Annotated in this window: 20 protein-coding genes; 14 read left to right on the forward strand and 6 right to left on the reverse strand. The window is 61.5% G+C overall.

Annotated features, from left to right (window positions below; translation table 11 throughout):
- The first annotated feature begins 12 nt into the window (after window positions 1-12).
- From CAF87_RS10675 to CAF87_RS10685, 3 genes are read left to right on the forward strand one after another with little or no spacing between them, the layout of a single operon-like run.
- Window positions 13-720, forward strand: coding sequence for a fimbria/pilus chaperone family protein (locus tag CAF87_RS10675; protein ID WP_085731390.1), 708 nt, complete (start codon window positions 13-15; stop codon window positions 718-720).
- On the forward strand, window positions 720-3140 hold the full coding sequence (locus CAF87_RS10680) for a fimbria/pilus outer membrane usher protein (RefSeq protein ID WP_085731391.1): 2421 nt from the start codon (window positions 720-722) through the stop codon (window positions 3138-3140). The genes CAF87_RS10675 and CAF87_RS10680 overlap by 1 nt, the downstream gene beginning before the upstream one ends.
- A 14-nt stretch (window positions 3141-3154) precedes the next feature.
- On the forward strand, window positions 3155-3691 hold the full coding sequence (locus CAF87_RS10685; protein WP_085731392.1) for a hypothetical protein: 537 nt from the start codon (window positions 3155-3157) through the stop codon (window positions 3689-3691).
- Between the two features lie 6 nt (window positions 3692-3697).
- On the opposite strand, the gene CAF87_RS10690 is transcribed toward CAF87_RS10685, so the two are convergent.
- Window positions 3698-5125: a PLP-dependent aminotransferase family protein gene (locus CAF87_RS10690; protein ID WP_085731393.1), complete on the reverse strand. Its 1428-nt coding sequence runs from the start codon at window positions 5123-5125 to the stop codon at window positions 3698-3700.
- Window positions 5126-5304: 179 nt separating this feature from the next.
- On the opposite strand from CAF87_RS10690, the gene CAF87_RS10695 reads away from it, so the two are divergent.
- Window positions 5305-5550 (forward strand): DUF1127 domain-containing protein, encoded by a 246-nt coding sequence (locus tag CAF87_RS10695; RefSeq protein WP_085731394.1) that lies wholly within the window; start codon window positions 5305-5307, stop codon window positions 5548-5550.
- 56 nt (window positions 5551-5606) lie between these two features.
- Here CAF87_RS10695 and CAF87_RS10700 read toward each other — a convergent pair whose 3' ends face one another.
- Window positions 5607-6917: an FAD-binding oxidoreductase gene (locus CAF87_RS10700; RefSeq protein ID WP_085731395.1), complete on the reverse strand. Its 1311-nt coding sequence runs from the start codon at window positions 6915-6917 to the stop codon at window positions 5607-5609.
- 145 nt (window positions 6918-7062) lie between these two features.
- Here CAF87_RS10700 and CAF87_RS10705 point away from each other — a divergent pair, with 145 nt between their 5' ends.
- Window positions 7063-7416, forward strand: a complete 354-nt coding sequence (locus tag CAF87_RS10705) for a YkgJ family cysteine cluster protein (RefSeq protein ID WP_007954485.1) — start codon at window positions 7063-7065, stop codon at window positions 7414-7416.
- A gap of 4 nt (window positions 7417-7420) precedes the next feature.
- On the opposite strand, the gene CAF87_RS10710 is transcribed toward CAF87_RS10705, so the two are convergent.
- Window positions 7421-7909 carry an Lrp/AsnC ligand binding domain-containing protein gene (locus CAF87_RS10710; protein ID WP_003177284.1) on the reverse strand — a complete coding sequence of 163 codons (489 nt, stop codon included), beginning with the start codon at window positions 7907-7909 and terminating at the stop codon, window positions 7421-7423.
- Between the two features lie 154 nt (window positions 7910-8063).
- Between CAF87_RS10710 and dadA the strand changes: the two genes are divergently transcribed.
- The 6 genes from dadA to CAF87_RS10740 all read left to right on the forward strand — a co-directional run bounded on the left by dadA (window position 8064) and on the right by CAF87_RS10740 (window position 14159).
- Window positions 8064-9368 carry a D-amino acid dehydrogenase gene (gene dadA, locus CAF87_RS10715; RefSeq protein ID WP_085731396.1) on the forward strand — a complete coding sequence of 435 codons (1305 nt, stop codon included), beginning with the start codon at window positions 8064-8066 and terminating at the stop codon, window positions 9366-9368.
- Window positions 9340-9693, forward strand: coding sequence for a RidA family protein (locus CAF87_RS10720; protein WP_039765240.1), 354 nt, complete (start codon window positions 9340-9342; stop codon window positions 9691-9693). Before dadA ends, CAF87_RS10720 begins: the two co-directional genes overlap by 29 nt.
- Before the next feature lie 96 nt (window positions 9694-9789).
- Window positions 9790-10863, forward strand: a complete 1074-nt coding sequence (alr, locus tag CAF87_RS10725) for an alanine racemase (protein WP_085731397.1) — start codon at window positions 9790-9792, stop codon at window positions 10861-10863.
- A gap of 89 nt (window positions 10864-10952) precedes the next feature.
- Window positions 10953-11501 carry a cupin domain-containing protein gene (locus CAF87_RS10730; RefSeq protein ID WP_003229444.1) on the forward strand — a complete coding sequence of 183 codons (549 nt, stop codon included), beginning with the start codon at window positions 10953-10955 and terminating at the stop codon, window positions 11499-11501.
- Window positions 11502-11683: 182 nt separating this feature from the next.
- Window positions 11684-12100: a cytochrome c5 family protein gene (locus CAF87_RS10735; protein WP_041071964.1), complete on the forward strand. Its 417-nt coding sequence runs from the start codon at window positions 11684-11686 to the stop codon at window positions 12098-12100.
- Between the two features lie 136 nt (window positions 12101-12236).
- Entirely contained in the window at window positions 12237-14159 is a 1923-nt protein-coding gene (locus tag CAF87_RS10740; protein WP_085731398.1) for an acetyl-CoA hydrolase/transferase C-terminal domain-containing protein, read from the forward strand.
- 69 nt (window positions 14160-14228) lie between these two features.
- Here the strand turns inward: CAF87_RS10740 and CAF87_RS10745 are convergent, their stop codons facing one another.
- Together CAF87_RS10745 and rep are read right to left on the reverse strand one after the other, a co-directional pair.
- The gene (locus CAF87_RS10745; protein WP_007920398.1) at window positions 14229-14801 is read right to left on the reverse strand and encodes a xanthine phosphoribosyltransferase; all 573 of its coding nucleotides are present in this window, start codon (window positions 14799-14801) and stop codon (window positions 14229-14231) included.
- Between the two features lie 57 nt (window positions 14802-14858).
- The gene (gene rep / locus CAF87_RS10750) at window positions 14859-16868 is read right to left on the reverse strand and encodes a DNA helicase Rep (protein WP_085731399.1); all 2010 of its coding nucleotides are present in this window, start codon (window positions 16866-16868) and stop codon (window positions 14859-14861) included.
- 264 nt (window positions 16869-17132) lie between these two features.
- Here rep and CAF87_RS10755 point away from each other — a divergent pair, with 264 nt between their 5' ends.
- Window positions 17133-18803, forward strand: coding sequence for a bifunctional diguanylate cyclase/phosphodiesterase (locus CAF87_RS10755; protein WP_085731400.1), 1671 nt, complete (start codon window positions 17133-17135; stop codon window positions 18801-18803).
- Between the two features lie 39 nt (window positions 18804-18842).
- Here the strand turns inward: CAF87_RS10755 and CAF87_RS10760 are convergent, their stop codons facing one another.
- Complete coding sequence (locus CAF87_RS10760) at window positions 18843-20237, reverse strand: NorM family multidrug efflux MATE transporter (RefSeq protein ID WP_085731401.1); 1395 nt, start codon at window positions 20235-20237, stop codon at window positions 18843-18845.
- A gap of 158 nt (window positions 20238-20395) precedes the next feature.
- Between CAF87_RS10760 and CAF87_RS10765 the strand changes: the two genes are divergently transcribed.
- Window positions 20396-21316 (forward strand): LysR substrate-binding domain-containing protein, encoded by a 921-nt coding sequence (locus CAF87_RS10765; RefSeq protein WP_085685856.1) that lies wholly within the window; start codon window positions 20396-20398, stop codon window positions 21314-21316.
- Between the two features lie 181 nt (window positions 21317-21497).
- Window positions 21498-23474, forward strand: a complete 1977-nt coding sequence (locus CAF87_RS10770; RefSeq protein WP_085731402.1) for a methyl-accepting chemotaxis protein — start codon at window positions 21498-21500, stop codon at window positions 23472-23474.
- Window positions 23475-23561: the final 87 nt, after the last annotated feature.

Here is a 23561-nt window from a genome sequence, read left to right on the forward strand (position 1 = left end):
GTGGACAACAATATGAATGCCTTTGTGCGCAATGCCATTGTCGGTGTGTGGCTGGTCGGTTCTTGGATGCCCGTCCTTGCCCGAGCGACGGGAATGGTTCCAGAGACGCCGGTCGTGGTACTGGACGAAGCGGTGGGTGAAGCGGGGATCAATGTACTCAATAGCGAGCCGCATCCGGCGCTGTTGCACACCACTATCGAAGATGTGCCGCAGGATACCGAGTCATTGCTGTTGCTGACGCCGCCGGTCAGTCGGGTCGAAGCCGGTGCAACCCAGCGTGTGCGGTTCATCCTGCGTAGCGCCGAGCCATTGAAAACCGAGCGTCTCAAGCGCGTGGTATTCGAAGGCATCGCGCCACAGGACTCGTCAGGCCAGGCTCAGGTCAGTCTGAGCGTGCGCCAGAATATTCCGGCGATTCTGCGCCCGGCGAACTTGCCGATTGACCGCGAGCCGTGGAGGCATTTGCGATGGACGCAAAAAGGCGTCGAAGTGCAGGTGCGCAACCCCAGTCCGTACGTCGTACGGTTGGGTCACTCTGTGATGTTACTGCCGGTGCAGCGGGAGCTGGATCTGGGGCGCACTTATCTGCTGCCCGGCGAAACACTCACGCTGAGCGGGACCGCTGAAGGGGCACCCCCGGCGACACAAGTGCGGCTGTTTCCGGTGACCACCTACGGTTTTGCGATCGCGCATTTTGATGCCCCGCTGGGGCGGGATTGATGTTTGCGCTTTGGTATGGCGGTCTCTTGTTGATGGGCACCCTTGGCTATTCGTCAAGCCATGGCGCAGAGCCGGTCAGGGTGGAATTCAATCAGGATGTGCTCAAGTCGCGTGGGCTGGATCCGCGCCTGGCTGAGTATTTCAGTCTGGCGCCGCGTTTTCGCGAGGGTGCGCAGGCGGTAACGCTATCGGTCAACGGCGTGGCGAAGGGGCGGTTACAGGTGACGTTCGATGCTGAGGGTGAATTGTGTTTTACACCGTCGCTGCTCGAGCGTGGCGGCATCAGAGACCAGGAGCACGTCGAGTCTTACGCAGAGCCGGGATGCGAGTTGTTCGCCCGGCGTTTTCCGGACTCCGTGGTACAAGCCGACCCGTCCCGTGAACTCATCGCGCTGCTGGTGCCCACCGCCGCGCTGCTGCCCGACAGTCCGCCCCGGCACAGCTTCGTCAACGGTGGTACGGCAGGGCTGTTCAATTACGACGCGTTGTTGCTCGGTAGTCGTTATGCCGGGCACTCCTCGCAGTATCGCAGCCTTAACACGGAAGTCGGCTTGAACGCGGTGGACTGGTCTTTTCGTACTCGCCAGGCCTACACCGGTTTCGATGGACAGGGGCGCGTCGATCACTTGTATGCCTACGCTTCGCACACATCCGAACACTATCGGGCCAATCTGCAGTTGGGGCAGTTGAACATGGTTTCACCACTTTTCTCCGGTGAGGCCTTCAATGGTTTCCAGGTACAGCCGGAACTGGCACTGATGGAACTGGACGAGGACAGTTCCAGTGCCAGAGTCGAGGGTATCGCCTATTCCTCCGCGCGGATCGAAGTGGCCCAGAACGGCGCGTTGATCTATACGACGGTGGTGCCTGCCGGCCCCTTCACTCTGGTGGGTTTGCCGCTGCTCAGTCAGAGCGTGGATCTGGAGGTAACGGTGCACGAAGAAGATGGCCAGCAGCGGCGCTTTCTTGTGCCTGCGTCCCGGTTGCGCGGTGCGATGCCTTGCCGGACTCCCGGCTATGCACTGGCGGCGGGCAGGGTGCGGCGATACACCGGGGATGAACGGGATGCGCCGTCGTTTGCCGCTGCCAGCAGGGACTGGCGGCTTGGCCCGCGCTGGCAGGCTACGGGCGGCGCAATGCTCGGCACGGGCTATCAGTCGCTGGGGTGGGCGATGCAAGGGGCCGTCGGTGATCGACTGGTACTGGGTGGTCGTCAGGTCATTTCCCGGGCGCAGGATCACGCGCTGTCCGGTACACAGTTGCAGTGGACGGCCAACGGGTTGCTCGATGAAGGGCTGTCGGCCAGTCTGACGCTGACACAGCAGACACAGGGTTTCCGGACGCTTTCGGATACCGCTTGGGATTCGCGCAACGATCAGCCTTACCGGCGGGTGCGCAATCAATTGGCGGCGAGCCTCAGCGCCAGTAGCCCGACACTGGGCGGTTTTTCCGCCAGCTACTCGCGGTACTCCATGTTTGAGGGCATCGCGACTTCACGGGTCGCTTTCGCCTGGTCGCAGAATGTGCGCCGGGCCAATCTGACGTTGACCCTGGAGCGCGACGTTGCCGGTTACGAGGATGACGCTCGCGGTACGGCGGTCTATTTGAGTGTCGGCGTGCCGTTGGGCGCGCGTCGCACGTTGCGCGGTGATGTGCGTAATGACTCGATCAGTGGCACTCGCAGCGGTCTGCAATTCAATGAACAGCTCAGCGATACCCTGGCCTACAGCGTCGGCACCGAGCGTTCCGATGGCGGGGTGGCCGGGTATAACGGGCGGGTCAATCTGTTGCCTCGTTACAGTCAGCTGGACACGGGTTACTCGCGTAGCGGTGCCGGCGACCAGAGCTATGACGTCGGTCTGCGTGGCGGTGCGTTGCTGCATGCTGAAGGCGTGACCTTCTCGCCCTATCCATTGCGCGACACTTTTGCCTTGCTCAAGGCGGGCGACAGTGCGGGGATAAAACTCAACACACCGCGCGGCCCTGTATGGACCGACTTCGCAGGCCGTGCCGTGGCGGCCAGTTTGCCGGCCTACAGCAAGGGGCGGGTGGAGCTCGACACCGTGAGTCTTGCGCGCAATGTCGATGTGCACAACGCTTATCAAGAGGTCGAAGCCGGACGAAACGCCGTACCGCAACTGGCCTTCGACATCGTGACCACCCGGCGTGTGCTGTTGCAGGCTCACACGGCGGACAATGGTTTGCTGCGCAAAGGCGTCGGTGTGTTCGACGCACAGGGCCGGTATGTCACCAGCGTGCTGGAGGACGGGCGGATTTTTCTGTCAGACGTTCAGCCCGACCTTCAATTGCACGTGTTGATGCCGGACGGTCAGCGCTGTCGTCTGGAGTTCGCCCTGAGCGAGGAGCGCGACCTCGACGCGTTGTACGAAGCTGCGCAGGCCACCTGTCGAACCGTTTGAACAAGGAAAACATCATGCATGGATTGAAACCGGGAACGTTATGCGGGTGGTTGTTGAGCACAATGAGCTTCATGGAGCCGGCGCAGGCGAACTCCGGATGCGCTGTCAGGCTTGGTCCGTCCGCCATCGATTTTGGCGCGGCCACGCGCGGGCAATTGTTGGCGCAGTCAGCGCCGGGGGATGCATTGAGTCTTGGTCTGCGTCGAGTGCAGGTCAATGTCCAATGCGAGCGACTCGGTCCGTTACGACTGGAGCTGATCGGGCCGGCAGCCGATGCCGCGCAATACCGCTTCGGTCCTGGCACTCTCAAAGTGCGCGTAGTGGCGGTGCGGGTGGACGGAAAACCGGCGCAATGGCTCAGCGAGGGAGACGGACCGGATGCGCATCTCCTGCGCCCGGGAGTCCGCCTGATACCTGCGCTCGCAGGCGTAGGTATTGAGGGCCTGAACATGGAAGTCGAGCTCGAACTGGACGCTCGAATTCCATCAGCTGCGAGCCGGGTCAGCGACCTGACTCGACTCGAGACCGAGCTGGGGTTTCGTATGCGTTGAGAGACGTCAGAGGTCGTGGCTTTCAGCCAGAAGCCTGATTGCCGTCGCGCCGACCTTGCGCACCGCGTCTTCGATCTGCGGCGTCGGTTTGGCCGCGTAGTTCATGCGCAGGCAATTGCGGTACTTGCCCGAGGCGGAAAAGATGCTGCCGACGGCAATCTGTACGCCCTGATCGTGCAGTGCACGATTCAGTTTCAGGGTATCGAAACCTTCCGGCAATTCGACCCAAAGCATGAAGCTGCCCTGCGGGCGGCTGGCGCGGGTACCGGCCGGGAAGTATCGCGTCACCCAATCGATCATCACGTCGCGATTACGCTGATATTGAGTGCGCATCCGCCGCAAATGCGGTTCGAAGTGCCCGGCCTTCAGAAACTCGGCGATGGCGATCTGTGGCTGTGGTGCGGTGGAGCCGGTGCTGATGTATTTCATGTGCAGCACCCGCTCGAGGTATCGACCCGGCGCGACCCAACCTATACGTAGCCCCGGCGCCAGGGTCTTGGAAAACGAACTGCACAGTAAGACGCGGCCATCCTCGTCGAAGGATTTGATCGTGCGCGGACGCGGATAGGTGTAGGCCAGTTCGCCATACACGTCGTCCTCGATGATTGCCACGTCGAAGCGCTGGGCCAGGTTGAGCAGGGCGCGTTTGCGCGACTCCGGCATGATGTAGCCGAGCGGGTTGTTGCAGTTGGGCGTGAGCTGTATGACCTTGATCGGCCATTGCTCCAGTGCCAGTTCCAGCGCTTCGAGGCTGATGCCGGTGAGTGGGTCGGTGGGGATTTCCAGGGCTTTCATGCCCAGCCCCTTGAGGGTCTGCATGGCGCCGTGAAAGCTCGGCGAATCCACTGCGACGATGTCGCCGGGCTCGCAAATCGCGTGGATGCTGGTGGACAGCGCTTCGTGGCAACCGGTGGTGACGACGAGGTCGCTGGCGCTCAACTGGCAGCCCGAATCGAGCATCAACCGGGCGATCTGTTCGCGCAGTTCGAGGGTGCCGTGGATGTTGTCGTAATACAGACCGGGCATGTCCTGACGGCGGCTGATACGGGCCAGTCCGCGCAGGAGTGGCTTCATCGTCGGTGACGAGATATCCGGCATGCCGCGACCGAGCTGCACCACGTCCTTGCGCGGCACGGCGCGAATCAGTTCCAGCACCTGATCCCACTGGGAAATCTCCACCGGGCGCTGGGCCGGACGCCCGATTGCCGGCAGTTCCGGCAACTCACGGCCGACCGGCACGAAGTACCCGGATTTGGGTTTTGGCGTGGCCAGGCCGCTGTCTTCCAGCATTCGATAGGCCTGCTGCACCGTGCTGAGGCTGACCCCATGTTCTACGCTCAAGGCGCGCACCGACGGCAGGCGATCACCAGGACGGTAGAAGCCTTGTTCGATGCGGGTGCCGAGCAACTCGGCAAGGTTCACATACAGGGTCATGGCACTGCCTCGATGCAGGTGATTCGAAAAACCAGTACAGATGCGGCGTAAATCGACAATTCAGTCTCGGAGACAGCAAATCTGTATGGAAATAATACAGATGTGTTGAATCTGTAATGCTTTTGTCGGCCCGCGCATCATGGAATCTCTGGCTACCCAAGTAAACAGGAGCGACAAAAATGAACGGCTTGAGCGATGTGCGGCTGACGTTACACAGTCAGGAACTGGAGGCAGGGCAACAGGACAGGGCGCGCAACGAGATGCTGCGCAACGCGCCGTCCGGCCTGAGTCGCTTGGGCCTGTTCTGGCATCGTCTGCACACGCGCAAGGCGTTGCTGGGGCTGACGCCGGAGCAGCTCAAGGATGTCGGGCTGACCCGGGAACAGGCGCTGGAGGAGGGATTGAAGCCGTTCTGGCGGATCTGAGATCTGTATCAGGATCGTTCCCACGCAGAGCGTGGGAACGATCTCACAGCGGAATCTCAGACCAGCTCTTTAAGGCGATGCCACAACATCCCCAACGCCAGTAATGGCGAGCGCAAATGCTTGCCGCCGGGGAAGGTGATGTGTGGCACTTTGGCGAACAGGTCGAAGCCACCGCTGTGCTGGCCGCTGATGGCCTCGGCCAGCAACTTGCCCGCGAGGTGCGTGGCATTCACGCCGTGACCGGAATAGGCCTGGGCGTAATACACGTTCGGCTGGTCGGCGAGCCGGCCGATCTGCGGCAGACGGTTGGCACCGATGCCGATCATCCCGCCCCACTGATAATCGATTTTCACTGACGCGAGCTGCGGGAACACTTCCAGCATCTTCGGCCGCATGTAGGCGCCGATGTCCTTCGGGTCACGCCCCGAGTAATGACAGGCGCCGCCGAACAACAGGCGACGGTCCGCCGAGAGACGATAGTAATCCAGCGCCACCCGCTGGTCGCAGACCGCCATGTTCTGCGGCAACAGGGCGTGGGCCTGTTCTTCGCTCAGTGGTTCGGTGGCGATGATGTAGCTGCCGGCCGGCAGCACCTTGCCGCTGAGTTGTGGATTCAGATTGTTGAGATAGGCATTGCAGCCAAGTACCAGGGTTTTCGCCCGCACCGAGCCTTGCGCGGTGTGCACGCGGACTTCGGGGCCGTAATCGATGCGGGTCACCGCCGATTGCTCGAACAGCTTCACCCCCGATTGCTGCGCCGCGGCGGCTTCGCCGAGTGCCAGGTTCAGCGGGTGCAAATGACCGGAACCCATGTCGATCAGGCCGCCGACGTAGCGTCTGGAGCCGACCACGGTGTGCATCTCGTTCGCCTGCAACAGACGTGTTTCATAGCGATAACCGAGGCTGCGCAGCTCTACGGCGTCTTCGGCAAAACCTTCCAGGTCGGAGGGTTTGTTGGCGAGGTCGCAGTAACCCCAGGTCAGGTCGCAGGGGATCTGAAATTTCTCGACGCGTCGGCGGACGATTTCCACCGCTTCCAGGCCCATGAGTTTCATCTGCCGCACGCCGTCGGCGCCGATCACGTTGGCGAACTGATCGAGGCCGTGGCCTACCCCGCGAATCAATTGCCCGCCGTTGCGACCGCTGGCGCCCCAGCCGATCCGGTGCGCTTCCAGCAGCACCACGCTCAAACCCTGTTCAGCCAATTCCAGCGCGGTGTTCAGCCCGGAGAAACCGCCACCGACCACGCACACGTCGGCGATCAGTTCACCTTGCAGCACCGGATGGTCGGGTTGCGGCAGGCTGCTGGCGGCGTAGTAAGAGGCAACGTGGTGCTGGCTCGCGGAGGCGTGGGCGCGGGCATTCATGGGCGTCATCCTGAGCGGGTGTCGAGAAAATTTGACGGAGCATAAGCCGCAGGCCCGAGGCCGGGCAACATTGGTCGGCCCGTGGTGTCTGGAACACGGCTTTTGCGGCACAATTGCCGCCTATTTCGCCCCGGTTAATGCTGCAATGAGCTGCAACAGTCAGAAAATCCGCACCCTGCGTCAGCAGATTCCCACGTTTGAGTGCGTGCCGGGCTGCCATGACTGTTGCGGGCCGGTGACCACCTCACCCGAGGAAATGTCCCGCCTCCCGCGCAAGACCCGCGCCGAACAGGACGCGGCCATGGAAGAGCTCAACTGTGTGCACCTGGGGCCGAACGGCTGCACGGTGTATGACGAGCGGCCACTGATATGTCGGTTGTTCGGCACCACCCAGACCCTGCCGTGCCCCAACGGCCGGCGGCCGGTGGAGCTGATTCACCCGAGGGTCGAAAAGCAGGTGTTCGAGTACATGGCGGAAAACCGACAGGTGCTGGTCTGAGCGCTCAGTCCGGAATCGGCAGGCTCAGGCTCTCTTTCACTTCTTCCATCACGATGTAGCTCTTGGATTCGCGCACGTGGGGCAGCTTCAGCAGGATGTCGCCCAGCAGCTTGCGGTACGAGGCCATCTCGGAAATCCGCGCCTTCACCAGATAGTCGAAATCCCCTGACACCAGGTGGCATTCCAGCACGTGGGGCAATTTCAGCACCGCACGTCGGAACTCTTCGAAAGTATCGCCGGATTTGTAGTCGAGACTGATCTCGACGAACACCAGCAGACTACCCTTCAAGTGCTGCGGATTCAGGCGGGCGTTGTAGCCCATGATGATCCCCTCACGCTCCAGGCGTCGCACCCGCTCGGTGCACGGTGTGGTGGAGAGCCCGACCTTCTCGCCCAGTTCAGTGAATGAAATCCGCCCGTCCGCCTGCAGGATCCGCAAGATGTTGCGGTCGATCTTGTCCAGCTCACGTTTGGTCTGAGTGTTGGTACGCATAGGGGATGCGCCTCCGTGAAAAGGGTTTTTGCCGAGAATTGTCGCCAAATATAGGCGCTTATACAGTGAAAAGCACTGGCGAATCTTTTTTACACTGCGCGCATCATTGCTCTAACAACAGACGTACGCGGCACGCCGCGAGAGGGATATAAAAATGCGCGTTATGGTCTTGGGTAGCGGCGTCATCGGTACCGCCAGTGCTTACTATCTGGCCCGTGCCGGGTTTGAAGTGGTGGTGGTCGATCGGCAGCCAGCCGCGGCCATGGAGACCAGCTTCGCCAACGCAGGCCAGGTCTCGCCGGGCTATGCCTCGCCGTGGGCTGCGCCGGGCGTTCCCCTCAAGGCCATCAAATGGCTGCTGCAACGCCACGCGCCGCTGGCGATCAAGGCCACCGCCGACATCGACCAATACCTGTGGATGGCGCAGATGCTGCGCAACTGCACCGCCAACCGTTACGCGGTGAACAAGGAGCGCATGGTGCGTCTGTCCGAGTACAGCCGCGACTGCCTCGACGAATTGCGCGCCGAAACCGGCATTGCCTACGAAGGCCGCAGCCTGGGCACCACCCAGCTGTTCCGCACTCAGGCCCAGCTTGATGGCGCCGCCAAGGACATCGCCGTCCTGAAAGAATCCGGTGTGCCGTTCGAAGTGCTTGACCGCGCCGGTATTGCCCGCGTCGAGCCGGCCCTGGCCAGCGTCACCGATATCCTCGCCGGTGCCCTGCGTCTGCCGAACGACCAGACCGGCGACTGCCAGATCTTCACCACCCGCCTCGCCGAAATGGCCGTGAATCTGGGTGTTGAATTCCGCTTCGGCCAGGACATCCAGCGCCTCGACTTCGCCGGTGACCGCATCAACGGCGTGTGGATCGACGGCAAGCTGGAAACCGCCGACCGCTACGTGCTGGCCCTCGGCAGCTACTCGCCGCAACTGCTCAAGCCGCTGGGCATCAAGGCGCCGGTTTACCCGCTCAAGGGTTACTCGCTGACCGTGCCGATCACCAACCCGGCCATGGCCCCGACTTCGACCATTCTCGATGAGACCTACAAGGTCGCGATCACCCGTTTCGACAACCGCATCCGCGTCGGCGGGATGGCGGAGATCGCCGGTTTTGACCTCTCGCTGAACCCGCGTCGGCGCGAAACCCTGGAGATGATCGTCAACGACCTTTATCCTCAGGGCGGTAATCTGGCCGAGGCGAGTTTCTGGACCGGCCTGCGTCCAACTACGCCGGACGGCACTCCGATCGTCGGCGCCACCCCGTTCAAGAACCTGTTTTTGAACACCGGTCACGGCACGCTCGGGTGGACCATGGCATGCGGTTCCGGTCGCTTGCTGGCTGACCTGATGGCGAAGAAAAAGCCGCAGATCAGCGCCGAAGGCCTCGATATTTCCCGTTATGGCAACAAGACCCAGGAGTCCGCAAAGCATGGCAATCCAGCGCCAGCTCACCAATGAGCGCATGAGTCAGATCGTCAGCCACAACGGTACGGTGTATCTGTCCGGGCAGGTCGGCGATGACTTCAACGCCGGGGTCGAACAACAGACCCGCGACGTACTCGCCAATATCGAGCGTCTGCTGGACCTGGCCGGCACCGATAAACAGCATCTGCTGTCGGCAACGATCTACCTGAACGACATCGAGGCGCACTTTGCCGGCATGAATTCGGTGTGGGATCAGTGGCTGCCCAAAGGTGCAGCACCGGCCCGTGCCACTGTCGAAGCGAAGATGGCCAAGCCGAGCATTCTGGTGGAAATCTCTATCGTTGCCGCGCTGCCGTAACCTTGTTGTAAAGATCCCTCTCCCGGTGCTGTTGGCGGTTCACGCCGCCAGCCAGCGCCGGTTTTTATTCCCATGACCGCCAAGAAGTCTGCTGCCATGCGTCCTGCCCGTGCCCTGATCGATCTAGAAGCCCTGCGTCACAACTACCGTCTCGCCCGTGAAGTGACCGGTGCCAAGGCACTGGCGGTGATCAAGGCCGATGCCTACGGTCATGGCGCTGTGCGCTGCGCCCAGGCGTTGGAGGTCGAAGCGGATGGCTTTGCTGTAGCGTGCATCGAAGAAGCCCTGGAGTTGCGTGCCGCCGGGATTCGTGCGCCGGTGCTGTTGCTTGAAGGCTTTTTCGAGGCCGATGAGCTGGCGCTGATCGTCGAGCATGATTTCTGGTGCGTGGTGCATTCGCTGTGGCAGCTCGAAGCGATCGAGCAGGCGTCCCTGAGTAAACCGATCACCGTATGGCTGAAGCTTGATTCGGGCATGCACCGCGTTGGCTTGCATCCGAAGGATTATCCGGCGGCTTACCAGCGTTTGCTGGCCAGCGGCAAAGTGGCGAAAGTCGTGCTGATGAGCCACTTCGCCCGGGCCGATGAACTGCATGAGCAGAGCAGTGCCGATCAGGTTGCCGTATTCGAGGCTGCGCGTCAGGGCCTGGCGGCCGAAGTCAGCCTGCGCAACTCGCCGGCGGTGCTGGGCTGGCCGCAGATTCACAGCGACTGGGTGCGCCCTGGCATCATGCTCTACGGCGCCACCCCGTTCGAAGAAGCCAACGCGGTGGCCGATCGCCTGCTGCCGGTGATGACCCTGGAATCGAAAGTCATCAGCGTGCGCGAACTGCCGGCCGGCGAACCGGTGGGGTATGGCGCGAAATTCGTCACCGACAAACCGATGCGCATCGGCGTGGTCGCCATGGGTTACGCCGACGGTTATCCGCGCCAGGCGCCGACCGGCACCCCGGTGCTGGTGGCCGGCAAACGCAGCCGCATTCTTGGCCGCGTGTCGATGGACATGCTCTGCATCGACCTGACCGACGTGCCGCAAGCAGGTCTGGGTTCGACCGTCGAGCTGTGGGGCAAGAACATCCTCGCCAGCGACGTGGCGAAGTGGGCGGACACCATTCCGTACCAGATTTTCTGCAACCTGCGTCGGGTGCCAAGGCTCTATTCCGAGGGTTGAAGCCAGGGCCGGGCCCAAGTGTTGTAAATACTGAACGCTGTCGCCATGATAACGCTCAATATTTCTACAACACTCAGGAGGCCCAAGCCTTGGACGTCGGTGAACGACTGCAATCGATCCGCAAGCTCAAAGGGCTTTCCCAGCGTGAACTCGCCAAGCGCGCGGGCGTCACCAACAGCACCATATCGATGATCGAAAAGAATAGCGTCAGCCCTTCGATCAGTTCGTTGAGGAAAGTGCTGGGCGGGATTCCCATGTCCATGGTCGAGTTCTTTTCCGAAGAAATCCTCCAGGAAAAACCGACTCAGATCGTCTACAAGGCCAACGAGCTGATCGACATTTCCGACGGCGCCGTGACCATGAAACTGGTCGGCCGTGCCCACCCGAGTCGGGCCATCGCGTTTCTCAACGAAATCTATCCGCCGGGCGCCGACACTGGCGAAGAAATGCTCACCCATGAAGGCGAGGAAACCGGGATTCTGGTGGAAGGGCGTCTGGAACTGGTGGTGGGCCTTGAAACTTTTATTCTCGAAGCCGGCGACAGCTACTACTTTGAAAGTACCAAGCCGCATCGATTCCGTAATCCGTTTGACGCACCGGCGCGACTAATCAGCGCAGCCACGCCGGCGAATTTTTAAACCGAGAGACGCCAGGCCACTGCGGCAAAGGTGTCCGAACTGTTTGACCGATGCGCAACAAGACCCCTTTAACTTTGGGGTTGTTTCAGTGTGGCGGGCTACCCGCTATACTTGCGCCCGCCTGCGAACCGTGGCCGCAGGCGTGAATAGCCACCATTGAGGGTGAACGCGTGAATCTAATTATGAAAATGCTGGCTGCACCAGCAACCGTACTGGCCCTCTGGGCTGTCAGCGCTCAAGCTGCGACGAATGACGACATTGCCAAACGCCTCGAGCCTGTCGGCCAGGTGTGTGTTCAAGGGCAAGAGTGCAAGGGGATGGAAGTCGCTGCTTCGGCAGGCGGCGGTGGTGGCGCCAAGACGCCGGACGAAGTGATTGCCAAACATTGCAACGCTTGCCACGGCACCGGCCTGCTGGGTGCGCCGAAAATCGGTGACACAGCGGCCTGGAAAGACCGCGCCGATCATCAGGGCGGCCTCGACGGCATCCTCGCCAAGGCGATTACCGGTATCAACTCCATGCCGCCGAAAGGCACCTGCGCCGACTGCTCGGATGACGAGCTGAAGGGTGCGATCCAGAAGATGTCCGGCCTGAAATAAGCCGCGCTTCTGACGAAAAAAACCGTCTTCGGACGGTTTTTTTGTGCCTGCGATTCAGGCTCGAGGCTGTTCATTGCAGCAAACAACCGGCAATCTCGGTCGTACCCCTATTCACGGAACGGGCAGGAGGCTTCAGATGGTGCAGTTGTGTTCGATCGAACAGGCAGTGGACGACGTACTGGCGCGGTTGCCGGCGCATATCCACATGGGCTTGCCGCTGGGGCTGGGAAAACCCAATCCCTTCGTCAACGCGCTGTACCGGCGGCTTACCGGATTGCCCGAACGGCAACTGACGATCTACACCGCGCTGTGTCTCGGCCGTCCAGCGTTGGGGGACGGTTTGCAGAAGCGCTTCATCGAGCCCTTCGTCGAACGGGTGTTCGGTGATTACCCTGAGCTGGAATTCCTCGCCGACCTGCGCCGCGACAGCCTGCCGGGCAACATCCGCATCGAACAGTTCTTCATGCAGCCCGGTAGCCTGCTCAACAGCGCGCCGGCTCAGCAGGACTACGTCAGCAGCAACTACAGCCATGCCGCTCGCGACATCAACGCCGCCGGGTTGAACCTGGTGGCGCAGTTGCTCGCCAGCAGCAGCGAACATCCCGATCGCGTGAGCCTGAGCTGCAACCCGGACATCACCCTCGATCTGTTCCCGATGATCGCCAAACGTCGGGCAGCGGGGGAGACCATTCTGCTGGTCGGTCAGGTGCACACCGAGCTGCCGTACATGCCGGGCGATGCCGAAGTCGACATCGATACTTTCGACCTGCTGATCGACGAGAAGGACAGCAGCACGCTGTTTTCCACACCGAACATGCCCGTCGGGTTTCAGGATCATTTCATCGGTTTGCACGCCAGTACGCTGGTGCGCGACGGCGGCACCTTGCAGATCGGCATCGGCTCGATGGGCGATGCCCTGACCGCTGCGTTGCTGGCGCGGCAGGCCGACAATGCCGGCTACCGTGAGTTGCTGGCCGATGTGAACCTCAGCCAGTGGGCGCAACTGATCGAACGCGAAGGCGGGGTCGAGCCATTCGCCAAAGGGCTTTACGGTTGCAGCGAAATGTTCGTCAACGGCCTGCTGGTGCTGGCGGACGCCGGGATCATCCGGCGCAAGGTCTACCCGGACGTGCAGACCCAGGAACAGGCCAATGCCGGTACCCTCGACGAGGTGGCTCAAACCGACGGTATTTCGGTGCACGGCGGCTTCTTCCTCGGGCCGCGCAGTTTCTATGAGCGACTGCGTGAGCTGCCCCACAGTAAACGCCTTGAATTCAACATGACCCGCATCAGCTACATCAACGAGCTGTACGGCCAGGAAGAACTCAAACGCCTGCAACGCATTGATGCGCGATTCATCAACACCGCATTCACCATGACCCTGCTCGGGGCCGGGGTGTCCGATCAGTTACAGGATGGCCGGGTGCTCAGCGGCGTCGGTGGGCAATACAACTTCGTCGCCCAGGGCCATGCGCTGCACGATGCGCGATCGATTTTGCTGCTACGCAGCTGGCGCGAATCCGGCGGCGATGTCAGTTCGAATATTGTCTGGGAATATGGCCATTGCACGATTCCCCGGCACCTGCGCGACATCGTGGTCACCGAGTACGGCATCGCCGATCTGCGCGGCAAGTCGGATGCGGTTGTGATCGAAGCGTTGCTCAATATCAGCGACTCACGCTTCCAGCAGGGCCTGATCGAGCAGGCGCAGAAGGTCGGCAAGCTGCCGAAGGATTTCCGTCTCGATCCGCGCTTTACCGACAACACCCCGCACCGCTTGCAGGCGATTGCCGCACGGCATCCGAACCTGTTTCCGGAGTATCCGCTGGGCTGCGATTTCACTGAGGTCGAGAAGGATCTACTGCGGGCGCTGAACTGGCTGAAGAGCAAGTTCAAGCTGACGGAGATTCTGGAGTTGGGCAAGGCCGCGCTGGATGCGCCGGATGCGGTGTTGTACCCGGAGCACTTGGCGCGCATGCAGCTCACTGATCCGGAAGGTCTGAAGGAAGACCTGTTTCAGCGGTTGCTGCTCACTGGGCTGAAGGCCACTGCGCAATAACTGTCCATCCCAAAACCAACTGTGGGAGCCAGCAAACTGGCTCCCACAGAAGTCCTGCGGTGTTGCGGGTTACTCGATGAAAGTCACCACGCCATCCTTCAGCGACTTCACGCGAGCCAGCGATTCGACGCGATAGCCCTGCGAATCCAGTTCCGCACGGCCGCCCTGGAACGACTTCTCGATCACGATGCCGAGGCCCGCCACGGTGGCGCCGGCCTGCTTGATGATCGAGATCAGTGCCTGGGACGCCTTACCGTTGGCCAGGAAGTCGTCGATGATCAGCACGCGGTCGCTGCTGGTCAGGTGACGCGGGGAAATGGCCACGGTGCTTTCGGTTTTCTTGGTGAACGAGTAAACGGTCGCCGACAGCAGGTTTTCAGTCAGGGTCAGGGACTGTTGCTTGCGGGCGAAGATCACCGGCACGCCGAGGTTCAGACCGGTCATGATCGCCGGGGCGATGCCCGAGGCTTCGATGGTGACGATCTTGGTGATGCCGGAATCCTTGAACAGCGAGGCGAATTCGTCGCCGATCAGCTTCATCAGGGCCGGGTCGATCTGGTGGTTCAGGAAGGCGTCGACCTTCAGGACCTGGTCGGAAAGCACGATGCCTTGTTCGCGGATTTTCTGGTGCAATGCTTCCATGAAGCTGTCCTCATTTGACGCTTTGTGCGCCGAAGGTCTAGTAAAAAGTGGTCAATTCTAGCGCTTTAACATCGCGCGTATATCAGCCAGTGCGCTATTGCCCCGCACGGCTTTGACTTCGGTCGGTGTGTCGTCGTTGCCTTCCCAGGCCAGGTCGTCCGGCGGCAGCTCATCGAGGAAGCGACTTGGCGCGCAGTCGATGATCTCGCCGTACTGTTTGCGCTTGGCGGCGAAGGTAAATGCCAGGGTCTGGCGCGCGCGGGTAATGCCCACGTAGGCCAGGCGGCGTTCTTCTTCGATGGTGTCGGCTTCGATGCTGGAGCGGTGCGGGAGGATTTCCTCTTCCATGCCCATGATGAACACGTAAGGGAACTCCAGACCCTTGGACGCATGCAGAGTCATCATCTGCACGCCTTCGGCGCCGTCCTCTTCTTCCTGCTGACGTTCGAGCATGTCGCGCAGAACGAGTTTGCCGATGGCGTCCTCGACGGTCATTTCGCCGTCTTCGTCTTTTTCCAGGGTGTTCTTCAAGGCTTCGATCAAGAACCAGACGTTGCTCATCCGGTAGTCCGCGGCCTTGTCGCTGGAGCTGTTGGTGCGCAGCCAGTTCTCGTAGTCGATGTCCATGACCATGCTGCGCAGCGCCGAAATCGGGTCTTCGCCGGCGCACTGCTCGCGCACCTTGTCCATGAAGCGCTTGAAGCGCGACAGGCGATCGGTGAAGCGGCTGTCCAGATGCTCGCCCAGGCCGAGTTCATCGGTGGCGGCGTACATCGAGATCTTGCGTTCGGTGGCGTAGTTGCCGAGTTTTTCCAGGGTCGTCGAGCCGATTTCGCGGCGCGGCACATTGATCACGCGCAGGAAGGCGTTGTCGTCGTCCGGGTTCACGATCAGGCGGAAGTAGGCCATCAGGTCTTTGACTTCCTGACGCCCGAAGAAGCTGTTGCCGCCGCTCAAACGGTACGGCACCTGGTGGTGCTGCAGTTTCAGCTCGATCAGCTTGGCCTGGTAGTTGCCGCGATAGAGGATCGCGAAATCGCTGTACGGGCGGTCGGTGCGCAAGTGCAGGCTGAGGATTTCCATGGCCACGCGCTCGGCTTCGGCGTCCTCGTTGCGGCAGCGGATCACGCGGATCTCGTCACCGTGGCCCATCTCACTCCACAGCTGCTTTTCGAATTCGTGGGGGTTGTTCGAAATCAGGACGTTTGCACAACGCAGGATGCGGCTGGTGGAGCGGTAGTTCTGCTCCAGCATCACCACTTTCAGGGACGGATAGTCGTCCTTGAGCAGCATCAGGTTTTCCGGCCGCGCACCGCGCCAGGCGTAGATCGACTGGTCGTCGTCGCCCACCACGGTGAACTGGTTGCGTTTGCCGATGAGCATTTTCACCAGCAGATACTGGCTGGCGTTGGTGTCCTGGTATTCGTCCACCAGCAGGTAACGCACCTTGTTCTGCCACTTCTCGAGGATGTCGGCGTGCTCTTCGAAGAGCTTCACCGGCAGCAGGATCAGGTCGTCGAAGTCCACTGCGTTGAACGCCTTGAGCGTGCGCTGGTAGTGGGTGTAGACGATGGCAGCGGTCTGTTCCTTGGGATTGCGGGCGTTTTCCAGGGCTTCGGCCGGCAGGATCAGGTCGTTTTTCCAGGCGCCGATCATGTTCTTGATCTCGTCGACGCCGTCGTCGCCCGCGTATTCCTTCTGCATGATGTCAGTCATCAGGGACTTGACGTCGGTTTCGTCGAAGATCGAGAAACCGGGTTTGTAGCCCAGCCGTTCATGTTCCTTGCGGATGATGTTCAGGCCCAGGTTGTGGAAGGTGCAGACCGTCAGGCCACGACCTTCGCCGGCACGCAGCAGGGTGCCGACCCGTTCCTTCATCTCGCGCGCGGCCTTGTTGGTGAAGGTCATGGCGACGATGTACTGGGCACGGATGCCGCAGTTCTGGATCAGGTGCGCAATCTTGCGCGTGATCACGCTGGTCTTGCCGGAGCCAGCACCGGCGAGCACCAATAGAGGGCCGCCGACGTAGTTCACGGCTTCTTGCTGCCGGGGATTGAGTCGGGACATACGAAAATTCGGGAGTCGTTGACGAAATGGGCCGGCATTTTAACAGGCTCAGCGATTTGTGCTGCTCTCTCCGACTTGTGACGCAGCACGCGATTCAAATTTGCCGGTTTTGTTACTTTCACGCAGGATGCGCGGTGATTTTGCGGCTAATGTTCTCATTCGTGACACAAAATAACGTTTTGATAACCGTTGTCGTTTGGTCATTGGTAGCCGCGACGGCATAATGCCCGCCGCCCACATCATTGCAGAGTCTAGGGAGTCAGCTTGACTACGCCTGTCGAACCCTTGCGTTTGCTGCTACTGGCTGAAGAGCCTGCGTGGACAGCGTTATTGCGCGAGTGTCTGGCTCCGTTGGGGAGTGCGGCGGTGCTGATCAGCGCGCCGAGCTGGGAGTCGGTCAGCAGTCTGTTCGAAGACAACCGCCACGCGGTGTTGTTGACCGTTCCCGCCCTGCAGCCGGCCCCCGGCCGTTGCAGCCTGCCGACCGTGTTGCTGCTGGAACACGAACCGGCGACCGCGCCCGATGGCGTCAGCGACTGGCTGGTGTTCGATGCCCTCGATGCCGGCATGCTTCGCCGTTGCCTGCGCCATGTGCGCGAACGCGGCGTGCTGGAAAACACCCTGCAACGCCTGGCTGAACAGGACCCCTTGACCGGCATCGCCAACCGTCAGGGTTTCCAGACTCTGCTCACGGCTCGGCTGGCGGAAAACGACGGTCGCGGCCTGGCGCTCGGGCACCTCGATCTCGACAACTTCCGACATGCCAACGACGCTCTCGGCCATCAGGCGGGCGACCGCTTGATCCTGCAAGTCGTCGCCCGGCTGAAGAGCCAACTGGAGGCCGGTGATCAACTGGCACGTCTGGGGAGCGATGAATTTGCCCTGTTGATCGACACCCGTCGCGCCCCGCAACGCGCCGAATGGATGGCCGAGCGCATCACCGAAGCCCTGGCCGAACCTTACTGGATCGACGGTGAAAGCCTGTTGATCGGCTCCAGCCTGGGCATCGCCCATGCCCGCGCTCAGGGCGGTGCCGATCCGCTGATGTGGCACGCGCATATCGCCATGCAGCAGGCCAAGAGCACTCAAGGCTGCACTTTTCACATCTTCAACGAGCGGATCAACCGCAACGCGCGGAGCATCGCCGACCTCGAAAGTGAACTGCGTCGGGCGTTGCGTCGCGATGAACTGGAGCTGCATTACCAGCCGCGCCTGAATATGCAGGACGGCCAGATTGTCGGCCTCGAAGCCCTGGTGCGCTGGCGCCACAGTGAACGCGGCTTGTTGCCGCCGAGCGAATTCGTGCCGCTGGCCGAGCAGAGCGGTCTGATCGTGCCGCTGGGTTACTGGGTGATTTCCCGGGCCCTGCGTGACATGCAGGCGTTGCGCGAACGCGGATTGCCGGCGCTGCACATGGCGATCAACCTGTCGTTCCGCCAGTTTCAGGACAGCCAATTGCTGCCGACGCTCAGCCGCCTGATCGCCGAGCGTGGTGTCGAGGCGCAATGGCTGGAATTCGAACTCACCGAAACTGCCGTGATGCGCCGCAGCGATCTGGTCAAGCAGACCATGGACGCCCTCGGTCGCCTCGGCGTGCGTTTTTCGCTGGATGACTTCGGCACCGGGTTCTCGTCGTTCGTGCACCTCAACAGCCTGCCGATCACCTTGCTGAAGATCGACAAGAGCTTTGTCGGCGGCATGGAACAGCGCGAAGAGAACCGCAAACTGGTGCACGCGATGATCAACCTCGCGCACAACCTGCACCTGGAAGTGGTGGCCGAAGGGGTGGAAACCCGGGAGCAGCTGGATCTGTTGCGCGGATTCGGCTGCGATCAGGTGCAGGGTTACCTGATCAGCAAACCGTTGCCGTTGGCGGAGTTGATTGACTATCTGATTGCTGACGCCAGCCAGCCTCCGCTGGGCATTGTGGTCTGACCAACAAGCTTACGGGAGCAGGGTTGCTCCCGTAGCCCGTCATTCCGGCTGAGCAATCTTGAATCCTTGAGATTGCGGCTCCAGTCGAATCATCCGCTTCATCTTCCATTCGAACGCCAGTGTCAGGCTGATTGCCGCGCAGGCCAGGCCCAGCGCCAGACCCCACCAGACGCCGGTCGGCCCCCAGTGCAGATGGAACGCCATCAACCACGCTGCCGGCGCGCCGATCAGCCAGTAGCAACCGAGCCCGACGAGGAAGGTGGTCTTGGCATCCTTGAGTCCGCGGATGCAGCCCATGGCAATGGTCTGCGTGCCGTCGAACAGCTCGAACCACGCCGCCACGGCCAACAGGCTCACGGCCAGATGAATCACCTCGGCAAATGCCGGGTCGTTATGGTCGAGGAACAAACCGACCAGCTGATTCGGCAGCAGCCAGAACACCATCGCAAACCCCAGCATCACTACTGCACCGAAGACGATACCGACCCGCCCGGACATCCGCGCATCGCTCAATTGCCCGGCGCCGTAATGCTGGCCGACGCGCATGGTGATCGCATACGACATCCCCGCCGGCACCATGAATGCCACCGAAACGATTTGTAGCGCAATCTGATGCGCCGCCAGTTGGGTGCTGCCCATGGTGCCCATGCACAGCGCCGCGAAGGCGAACAGCCCGACCTCTACCGCGTAGGTGCCGCCAATGGGCAGACCCAGGCGCCAGAGTTCTTTGAGGTACTGCCGGTTAGGCCGCGACAGGCCTTCACGCAGCGGGTAGGCGTTATAGGCCGGATGCCGGCGGATGTGCCAGGCCAGCGCCAGTGCCATGCAGTTGGCAACAATCGCCGTGACCAGGCCGATACCGGTCAGGCCCAGTTTCGGCAGGCCGAACATGCCGGTGATCAACGCGTAATTGAGCACGAAGTTAGCCACGGTGCCGGCGAGACTGATGACCATCACCGGCGTCGCCCGGCCAATCGCGCTGGTGAAGCCGCGCAGGGCCATGAAGCTCAGGTAGCCGGGCAGGGCAAACGGCAGGGCGATCAGAAATTGTCCGGCAGCGTTGACGTTGGTCTCGGTCTGGCCGAACAGCAACAGCACCGGTTTCAGATTCCACAACAGCAACCCGGCACCGAGTGCCATCAGCCACGCCAGCCATAGCCCGGCCTGAGTCAGGCGGGCGGCGCCGATGATGTCGCCGGCACCCTGACGGATCGCCACCAGAGTGCCAACCGCCGCGATCACGCCGATGCAGAAAATCGACACGAACGAATAACTGGCTGCGCCCAGACCACCTCCGGCCAGCGCTTCGGGACTGAGGCGCGCCATCATCAGGGTGTCGGTCAGCACCATCAGCATGTGCGCCAACTGCGAAGCAATCAACGGCCCCGCCAGCCGCAGGATGGCCCAGAGTTCGGTACGCACAGGACGCTGCATGGTGTTCACATCCATATAAAAGAGGGAGCAGGAGACCGTCGATTCTCAGGGTTTGGCGCAGGTTGCACAAAGGGATAAAAAGGATGGGTGGCATGATTAAAACTCATCCATAAGCAATTCTGCTAAGTTGGCGCAATCCCGCCATTGGAGCGCTGTGCATGTCCCGTCGTCTTCCACCCTTGTATGCCCTGCGTGCATTCGAAGCTGCGGCGCGGCACAGTTCGTTCACCCGCGCCGCCGAAGAGTTGTCCATCACTCAGAGTGCGGTGAGCCGGCATATCCGCACGCTCGAAGAGCACTTCGCCTGTCGGCTGTTCCACCGCAGCGGACGCAACCTGCAACTGACCGAATCCGCGCGCCTGCTGTTACCCGGCATCCGTGAAGGCTTTGCGGCGCTTGAGCGAGCCTGCAATACCTTGCGCGCCGAAGATGACATCCTGCGCATGAAAGCTCCGTCGACCTTGACCATGCGTTGGTTGCTGGCGCGGCTCAGTCGTTTCCGGCATTTGCAGCCGGGCAACGAGGTGCAACTGACCAGTGCCTGGATGGACGTGGATTCGGTGGACTTCAACAACGAGCCCTTCGATTGCGCGGTGTTGCTCAGTGACGGGCATTTTCCGCCGGACTGGGAGGCGAGTCTGTTGTTCCCGGAAGAACTGATCCCGGTAGGGGCGCCCAACCTGCTCAATGACCAGCCCTGGGATGTGGCACGGCTGGCCAGCGCCGAATTGCTGCACCCGACGCCGGATCGCCGGGACTGGCGCAGTTGGCTGGAACACATGGGGTTGTCGGATCAGGTGTCACTCAAGGGCGGGCAGGTGTTCGATACCCTGGAACTCGGGATGATTGCGGCGGCCCGGGGCTACGGTGTGTCCATGGGGGATTTGCTGATGGTGGCCGAGGATGTCGCGCAAGGACGCCTGAGTCTGCCGTGGCCGACGGCGGTCGCCAGCGGCCTGAATTATTACCTGGTGTGGCCAAAGACCCGTCCGGGAGGTGAACGTTTGCGCCGCCTGAGCGACTTCCTGCAAGGCGAAGTCCGCGCCATGACGCTGCCGGCGGTCACGCGCTTGAGCTGAAACGTTCGAGCCACCACAATGCCGGCCTCGGGCCATAACCCTGCTGTACGCTCAAGTATTCGCTTTCACCGCCGAATACGTTCAAGTGGAACCGTCGTGCCGGTTCCACGCATCACCCCCATTATTAGAATTTTCCGAGCCGCGATCAGGGAGGATCCGCAGACTCGGCCAGGAGCTGTCCATGTCTCAACCTCGCGCCCGGATCGCCTCGCAGCTGGGCCTTGCGCTCGCCGTGATACTGGCGGTTGTCATCAGTGGCAGTACGGTGTTCGCCCTGCGTTCGCTGGACACCGCCAACCTCGCCACCCGTGAAGAACACCTGGCCAGCGAGGCCCGTCTGCTCGCCGATCAGTTGAGCACCTTCCACGGCACGCTGCGTGAAAGCACCCAGCGCCTGAGCGGGCTGTTCGAGAAGCGCTTCAGCGCAGGCCTGAGCATTCACCCGGACGAGCCGGTCAGCGTGGCGGGCACCCAGACTCCGGGCCTGCACCTGGGCAGCGAAGTGTTGAACAACAACTTCAAGGAAGTCGACGAGTTCAAGCAGATGACGGCGGGCGTTGCCACGCTGTTCGTGCGCAGCGGCGAAGACTTCGTGCGGGTCAGCACCTCGCTGACCAAACAGGACGGCAGCCGCGCCATCGGCACCTTGCTCGATCACGCGCACCCGGCCTACGCGAAGTTGATGGCGGGGCAGGGTTACGTTGGCCGCGCCTTGCTGTTCGATCGCTCCTACATGACTCAATACACCCCGGTGCGTGACAGCAGCGGCAGGGTGATTGCTGTGTTGTTCGTCGGCTTCGATTACACCGACGCGCAGAACGCCCAGTTCGACAACCTCAAGCGCTTCCGCATCGGCCAGACCGGCTCGCTGGCGCTGCTGGACGAAAAGAACCAATGGCTGGTGGCGCCGGCTGGCGTGCAGGCGCTGGATCAAGCGGTTCCTGTGATCAATGATCTGGCGAAAGCGCCGGGTAAAGGCCGGTTCTGGAGCGATAAGTCCGAAGACTTCTACAGCATTGCCGTGCCGTTCGAAGGCGGTCCGTGGTCGGTGGTGGCGAGCATGCCGAAGGCCGAGATTCGCGCGGTGACCTGGAGCGTGGGTACCCAACTGGCCATCGGCAGTCTGCTGGCAATGTTGCTGGCGGTCGGCTCCGTGGTCTGGTTGCTGCGCAGCAAACTGGCGCCTTTGGGTGATCTGGTTCGTCAGGCCGAAGCCTTGGGTGCCGGTGATCTGAGCGTGCGTCTGAGCGTGTCGAGCAATGACGAAATCGGCCAGTTGGCCCGCGCCTTCAACCAGATGAGCCAGGCGCTGTCGACCATGGTCGAGCACATCCGCCGCGCCTCGGAAGAGGTCAACCGTCGGGCTCAAGCGCTGTCCGGCCTGTCTGGCGGCGCCTATGAAGGCATGGAGCAGCAGTCTGGCGAAATCACCAGCATGGCGGGTGCGGTTGAAGAATTCTCCGCCACGTCGCTGAACATTGCCGACAACATGGGCAACACCCAGCGTCTGGCCCAGGAAAACGCTCAGCAGACCCAGATCGGTCGCACATCGATGGAAGAAGCGTCGTCCTCGCTGGAGCAGATTGCCGGCGCACTGAACACCACGGCGACCGTGATCAACACGCTGGGTCAGCGCTCCCAGGAAATCGGCGGCATCGTCAGCGTGATCACCTCGATTGCCGAACAAACCAACCTGCTGGCACTCAACGCCGCCATCGAAGCGGCCCGTGCCGGTGAACAGGGTCGCGGTTTTGCCGTGGTGGCTGACGAAGTGCGCAATCTGGCGTCGCGCACTCGTCAGGCGACCGATGAAATCTCCGGCATGATCCATAGCATCCAGCAGGAAACCGGCAACGCCATCAGCACCATGGAACAAGGCAACGTGCTGATGCAGGAAGGCCTGTCGCGTAACGCCAACGTCGCTTCTGCACTGGCGCGGATCGATGAGCAGAGCCGCTCGGCGGGTCAGCAGTTTGCGGCGATTACCACCGCGACTCAGGAGCAGAGCAGCACCGCGACGCTGTTGAGCAGCAATCTGCAGAGCATTGCGATGGCCAACAGTGAGCAGCGTGAGGTGGTTTCCAATCTGGCGGTAACCGCTAAAGAGCTGGAGAAACTGGCGGCGGATTTGCGTTCCGAGGTTGATCGCTTCCGCTGATGCGTCTCTGAAAAAGCTATCGCGAGCAGGCTCGCTCCCACAGGATTCGTGTTGGACCTGTGAAAGCGAGCCTGCTTGCGTTTGGGC

This window comes from Pseudomonas sp. R38(2017), assembly GCF_002112395.1.
In the GTDB taxonomy this organism is placed as follows: Bacteria; Pseudomonadota; Gammaproteobacteria; order Pseudomonadales; family Pseudomonadaceae; genus Aquipseudomonas.